The organism is Pseudoalteromonas sp. S4741, from assembly GCF_005886135.1.
In the GTDB taxonomy this organism is placed as follows: Bacteria; Pseudomonadota; Gammaproteobacteria; order Enterobacterales; family Alteromonadaceae; genus Pseudoalteromonas; species Pseudoalteromonas tetraodonis.
Genome location: NZ_PNCN01000186.1, coordinates 1 through 6,543 on the forward strand (window position 1 = coordinate 1; position 6,543 = coordinate 6,543).

Sequence of the window (6,543 nt, forward strand, 5' to 3'; positions counted from 1 at the left end):
ACAAGTTGATCAACCTAGGGGCGGTTGAATCGCGGCGCGAGGTTTGTAACCTAGTGGGCTCGATAACTGCTCCTGCGTTATTCTACTGGCTTACATCCATGTAAGAATAAGTAAAAACCGAGCAAAGCTTCCGCGTCCTGCTCACGCCCCTTACCTACATCCATGTAGGCAACATTCAGCACATTAAATTAAAAAGCAAAACCACGGCTCGCCAACGTGCCCACTTAACGAGTATGAGGGAAATGGCGCGGATTTATCAACAGACAAAACACACCAGCCATCCGGGCTTGCTTTATTATCATTGGTCAAGAAACAATGACGAAAGTGCATTAACACGTTTGCTCGCTTTAGAATATACTACAGAAGTTGAACACAGTGATGAGATGCAATTTTACTTAGCGTCTTATTACATTAAGGTTGATGAAGAAAAAGCGATTAATTTTTTATACAACACGCTAGCGCGGAATAAAGCCAAGCATGAACCGAATCCTGAAATATATATGTCTTTGATCAGCCTATTTTATAAACACCAATAATATAAACATGCTTATATTTTTGCCAAAATAGCTCAGCTCTCTGGTATTGAACATATTGATATACTGTTAAATGAGCAGCAGTTAATAGCACAAGGAAAGAATTTAGAGAGTTTAGATAGGTTAGCCGAGCAGACTTTGCAACAAATAGATCAAGGAACGTTTATTTCCCCCCGGAAATAATAAAACAGATACAAAAAAGGCAGCTTACGCTGCCTTTTTGTTTTATTTTTTGCTTGTGCCTACTTCGACACGGGTTTTTAACTTTTGCCCCGGTCTAAAGGTAACCACGCGACGTGCTGAAATTGGGATATCTTCTCCCGTTTTCGGGTTACGTCCCGGCCTTTCTTTCTTATCTCGAAGATCAAAGTTACCAAATCCAGAGAGCTTAATCTGCTCGCCTTTTTCAAGCGCTGAGCGGATTTCTTCAAAAAACGCTTCAACTAAATCTTTGGCATCTTTTTTATTGATCCCGAGCTTTTCAAATAGGTGTTCAGCTATGTCGGCTTTAGTAAGCGCCATATCTAGTCCCTCAACGATGCATTAAACTGTTCGGCCAGTGCGGCCACCACGTTATCAACTACCTGATTGATATCTTTCTCTTCGAGTGTTCTATCAACCGCTTGCAGTGTTAGAGCAATCGCCAAACTCTTATAATTTGGCTCAATACCTTTGCCCTTATACACATCGAATAAGTTTAGGTCAACCAATTGATTTCCGCCAACTTTTCCGATGACGTTTAAAATATCACCTATTTTAACGCTGTCTTGTACTAAAATCGCGATGTCGCGGCGATTTGATGGGAATTTAGACACCCCTACAGCCTGCGGTAAATTTCTTTTTTCTAACGCTGACATTTCAATTTCAAACACAAAAGTAGCGTTATTGATATCTAACGATTTTTGCGCCTGAGGGTGTAATGCACCAAAGAAACCTACTTTTTTACCATCAACATAAATAACGGCTGATTGACCAGGATGAAGGCCATCTGATTGCTCGGCTTTAATTTCAAAGCGGCTAACATCGTTGGTAATTGCAAGTAATGCTTCAACATCCCCTTTTAGGTCGTAAAAATCAACGTTACGTTTTTCTTCAACCCAATGTTCGCCATGCACAAGCCCGGTAATAACACCACCAATAACCGGCACTTGGTAAACGCCATTTTCTGCGCTTTCATCGCTGATAAACTTAAGGCCGTGTTCAAATAAGCGAATACGTGGTTGCTGGCGGTTTTGGTTATAGGCAACAGAAGCTAATAAGCCAGGCATTAAACTTACACGCATCGCTGACATTTCAATTGAAATTGGGTGCGGCAATACCAATGCGTTACACTCTGGATGTAAAATAGCTTGCGCTTTAGGATCAACAAAACTGTAAGTAATGGCTTCTTGATAGCCACGAGTTACTAGCGCATTACGAAAACGGCTCAGGGCAACAGTTGACTCATCGTGTGTGGTCATTTTAAGTTTTGCAGTTGGTGCCACATTAGGAATACTGTTATAACCGTAAACACGTGCTACTTCTTCAATTAAATCTTCTTCAATACGAATATCAAAACGGTAGCTTGGTACATCAGCGCTCCAGCTATCATTATTAAATTTAACATCAAGACCTAAACGCGTAAGAATATCGGTTACTTTAGCATCGTCAATGTGATGACCAATAACACGGTCTAAACGTGAACGACGTAAACGCACTTCAGTTACTTTTGGTAACTTATCAGCAGCAACCGCTTCAACGATTGGACCTGCGTTACCACCTACAATCTCCAAAAGTAACGCTGTAGCGCGCTCCATGGCATCGTGTTGTAGTGCAAAGTCGACCCCACGCTCATAGCGATGAGATGCATCAGTGTGCAAACCATAGCTGCGTGCTTGTCCTGCAATAGCCACTGGGTTGAAGAATGCGCTTTCTAGTAAAATATCTGCTGTTTTTTCAGTAACACCCGATTGCTCACCGCCAAAAATACCAGCAATGGCTAGCGCTTTATGATGATCGGCAATCACTAATGTCGATTCATTTAATTTAGCCGTATTACCGTCTAATAAAACCAGCTCTTCACCTGGGGATGCACTACGTACTTTAATTCCACCTTCAATTGCATTTAAATCAAATGCATGCATTGGGTGGCCAAGCTCTAGTAATACAAAGTTAGTCACATCAACAACCGGATCGATTGAACGTACACCACTACGACGTAGCTTTTCAACCATCCATAATGGCGTCTCAGCGCCTAGGTTAATGCCCTTAATAACACGCCCTAAATAGCGAGGACAGGCATCATCGTTAACCAACTCAATAGATACTTTGTCTTCAATTGTCGGGGTTACCGCTGGAATGCTTAATGTATTTACATCAATACTGTTAAGTACGCCGACTTCGCGGGCAAGTCCTTTGATACCTAAACAGTCGCCACGGTTAGGTGTTAAATCTACGTCAATAATGTTGTCATCAAGCGCTAAATATTCGCGTAAATCGGCACCAATAGGCGCATCAAGTGGCAATTCCATAATGCCATCGCCTTCTTCACTAATACCTAGCTCATCAAACGCACATAACATGCCGTGTGAAGGCTGACCACGAAGTTTGGCTTTTTTAATTTTGAAATCGCCTGGTAACACTGCGCCAACAGTGGCAACTGCAACTTTAATACCTTGGCGGCAATTTGGTGCACCACATACGATATCCAGTAGCTCATCACCACCAACATTAATTTTTGTTACACGTAGTTTATCTGCATCTGGGTGTTGGCCACACTCAACCACTTCACCTACCACAACGCCATTAAATTTGGCTGCTGCCGGCTCAACGCCATCTACTTCTAAACCAGCCATTGAAAGCTGTTCCGAAAGAGCTTGCGTATCAATTGCAGGATTTACCCACTCTCTTAACCACTTTTCACTAAATTTCATTTTATCTCTTCACTCTTAACGGAACTGGTTTAGGAATTTTAAGTCATTTTCGAAAAACGCACGTAAATCGTTTACGCCGTAACGCAACATGGTTAAGCGCTCAACACCCATACCAAAAGCGAAACCTGTGTATTTTTCAGGATCGATGCCTACAGACTTAAGTACGTTAGGATGAACCATGCCGCAGCCTAATACTTCTAACCATTTACCGTCTTTACCCATCACGTCCACTTCTGCTGAAGGCTCTGTAAACGGGAAGAATGAAGGACGAAAACGAATTTCCATGTCTTCTTCAAAAAAGTTACGTAAAAAGTCATGTAAAATACCTTTAAGCTCAGTGAAGCTTACATCAGTATCAACCATCAACCCTTCCACCTGATGGAACATAGGCGTGTGTGTTTGGTCGTAATCGTTACGGTATACACGCCCTGGCGAAATAATACGCAGTGGCGGTTGCTCAGTTTCCATAGTACGAATTTGTACACCACTGGTTTGAGTACGTAAAACCAACTTAGGATTAAAGTAAAAGGTATCGTGATCGGCGCGAGCAGGGTGATGCTCTGGTATATTTAACGCATCAAAGTTATGAAAATCATCTTCAACTTCAGGGCCTGATTTAACAGCAAACCCAAGTTCACCAAAGAAGCTTTCAATACGCTCAATGGTGCGAGTCACTGGGTGCAAACCACCCGATGGCATAACACGCCCTGGTAAAGTTACATCGATTGTTTCTGCTGCTAGTTTTTCTTCTAATGCTTTACTTGCTAACAATTCACGCTTGTCATTAATCGCAACTTGCACGTCTTGCTTAGCTTGGTTAATTACTTGGCCTGCTTCTTTGCGTTCTTCAGGGGCAATTTTACCTAACGTTTTAAGTAAGCTGGTAATTTCGCCTTTTTTACCAAGATAGTTAACCCTGATCTCTTCTAGCTGCGCGATTTCACTGGCACTGGCTACCGCCTCAAGTGCTTGCGCTAATATGTTTTCTAAGTTCATTCGATACCTGATCTTTCACAGAAGGTGATTACAATTTAGTTAGCTAATGATAACTGAAAGCAGGGTCTAGATTCTAGACCTACTACAGCTTTAGCGTTGATTTTATAAAAGGAATAGTCAATTTTCGTTGTGCAGCCATGGATGCGTGATCTAATTTGTCTAATACATCCAATAAAGCACGCATATCACGACTCAAACGGGTTAATAAAAATCGCGCACATTCATCGCTCAATTCAAGCCCACGCATATTTGCCCGCTTAACCAGCGCTTGTGCTTTATCATCGTCACTCATAGAACGAATTTGAAATGTAGTGCCCCACTTTAAACGTGATTCTAAGTCGGGCAAGCTAATATTAAGCATGTTTGGCAGTAAATCGGCAGTCACTACCAGCATTTTATTGGGCTCATTAAAGCGATTAAAAAAGTTAAATAACGCTTTTTCCCATGCATCATTGCCTGCTACCAAGTGCACATCATCAATACACAATACATCCAATGCTTCAAGCCCATCTAAAACCATTGGTCCAAAATGAATGACCTCGCGCATGGAAAGCAGCATATTAGATAAGCCACGCTCTTGTGCCTGAATACAAGTGGCATATAGTAAGTGAGATTTACCAGAATCTCCTAAGCCACACAAATAGGTATACTGAAAAGAGTGAACAAGCTTAGAAAAGCTATCTTTGAGATGATTTACCTCGAGTGAGTCCTCACCGCCAAAGTAGGATGCAAATGTTTCATCGTCCGGTAAAGTAACCGGCAATGCCATTTGTATTGGCTCTTGAGTTAGCATTAATCTACAACCCATTGATACTCTAGGCTTTGCTCATCAACTATGTGATAAAAAGCACGAGGATCAACATAGTCTTTAAAGGCGTTATCCAGGCCAAGGGCTTTTTTAAGGTCACTCACAGTCCCCGTATGATGAAGCTCAAACTCAACCGAATCGGGTGTTTTGCGTAAAATAACAGCTTGAGTTACTACGCTTAGATTCATTAAGCGGCGCTTAGCCAACTCAATATCAACAAAGCTCTCAGTCCCTTTTAAAGTTAAATTGGCAGTACGCTGCTCATAATAAGCATTAGGATCAATCGCATATTCACCAGCTAAACCTTGTGCTAAATCATCAATCATTTGCGCAACTATTTGCTGTCTGTAGCCTGTGATACGGTTAGATTCAAACATTTCATCATTGGTAAAGCGCCAATCTAGTACCCAATTATCAGAGTTAAACGCTTGATACATTCTAGCAGTAATACTTCGCTCAGCACTGTAGCGTTTAGATGCCTCTTCTACAGGCCCAGAAAAATTTCCCCAAACTTCGGGGACACCAACAAGCCGTCTGTCTTGTAAATCGAGTAGAGGCACAACAACCGGCAAACCGCGGCGACTTGCTTTGTCGTAAATCAGTTGCTCTAATTGCGGATAACTCTCTTGAGTAACCAGCTCTCGCTGCCTGTTATCTTCAATGCCTAACCAGATAGCAACCAGTGGACGTTGAGCTCCCCACAACGGCAAATTAAGATCTTTTATTAGTGCATTGATCTTTCGCGCTTCAAATTTAACTAGTAACTTAAGCGTTCCGGGAATACGCTCATCGTATTCAAATTTCAGCATATAATCAGATATATCTTTGGTGCGTTGCTGTGCTATCTGATTTTCATCTGCACTTTTATCACCACTCACTTTTACTAGTACGTTAAGAAGCGCTTTGCGACTAGCGTCTAAACGCGCATCACGAGATTTATCTTCTACGACCAAAATATCTTGATATAGATCAGTTACTTCAACTGCAGATACAGAAACACAAAAGAAAATGGATAAGGCGCTAATTAATAATCTATACACAGGCAAATCATTCTTGGTTTTAAACTGTTTTGATCCTAAATCAAAGCCACTAACAAAGCAAAATTATATTTTTACAGTCACTAAAGCTGCTGGTTAAGTCGAACTTTCTTGTATTAAGAATCGCTGCGCTACTTCGTAGCGACAACGCAGTAGAGTGTCGTGGTGCTCACAGCGGTAGAGAGCCACATAGCAAATGTATAGAGTCGGCATTAGGCGCTTATTATTTTCCTTTTACCTGATGCCTTTTACCTTTC

5 protein-coding genes and 1 pseudogene are annotated in these 6,543 nt (G+C 41.6%); 1 reads left to right on the forward strand and 5 read right to left on the reverse strand.

Going from position 1 to position 6,543, the window contains the following annotated elements:
- Positions 1–170: 170 nt before the first annotated feature.
- Positions 171–716 (forward strand): annotated as a pseudogene (locus tag CWC30_RS17345) (DUF2989 domain-containing protein); the annotation flags it as partial.
- 42 nt (positions 717–758) lie between these two features.
- Here CWC30_RS17345 and ihfA read toward each other — a convergent pair.
- The 5 genes from ihfA to CWC30_RS17370 form a co-directional block, all read right to left on the reverse strand.
- Positions 759–1,055 (reverse strand): integration host factor subunit alpha, encoded by a 297-nt coding sequence (ihfA, locus tag CWC30_RS17350; RefSeq protein ID WP_008114070.1) that lies wholly within the window; start codon positions 1,053–1,055, stop codon positions 759–761.
- A 2-nt stretch (positions 1,056–1,057) separates the two neighbouring features.
- A complete protein-coding gene (gene pheT, locus CWC30_RS17355; RefSeq protein WP_138627724.1) occupies positions 1,058–3,445 on the reverse strand; it encodes a phenylalanine--tRNA ligase subunit beta in 2,388 nt (795 codons plus the stop codon).
- Positions 3,446–3,460: 15 nt separating this feature from the next.
- Positions 3,461–4,441, reverse strand: coding sequence for a phenylalanine--tRNA ligase subunit alpha (gene pheS, locus CWC30_RS17360; protein ID WP_013464600.1), 981 nt, complete (start codon positions 4,439–4,441; stop codon positions 3,461–3,463).
- An 82-nt stretch (positions 4,442–4,523) separates the two neighbouring features.
- Positions 4,524–5,234, reverse strand: a complete 711-nt coding sequence (gene hda / locus CWC30_RS17365; RefSeq protein WP_171034748.1) for a DnaA regulatory inactivator Hda — start codon at positions 5,232–5,234, stop codon at positions 4,524–4,526.
- Entirely contained in the window at positions 5,234–6,289 is a 1,056-nt protein-coding gene (locus CWC30_RS17370; RefSeq protein ID WP_036983088.1) for a DUF2066 domain-containing protein, read from the reverse strand. Before CWC30_RS17370 ends, hda begins: the two co-directional genes overlap by 1 nt.
- Positions 6,290–6,543 lie beyond the last annotated feature (254 nt).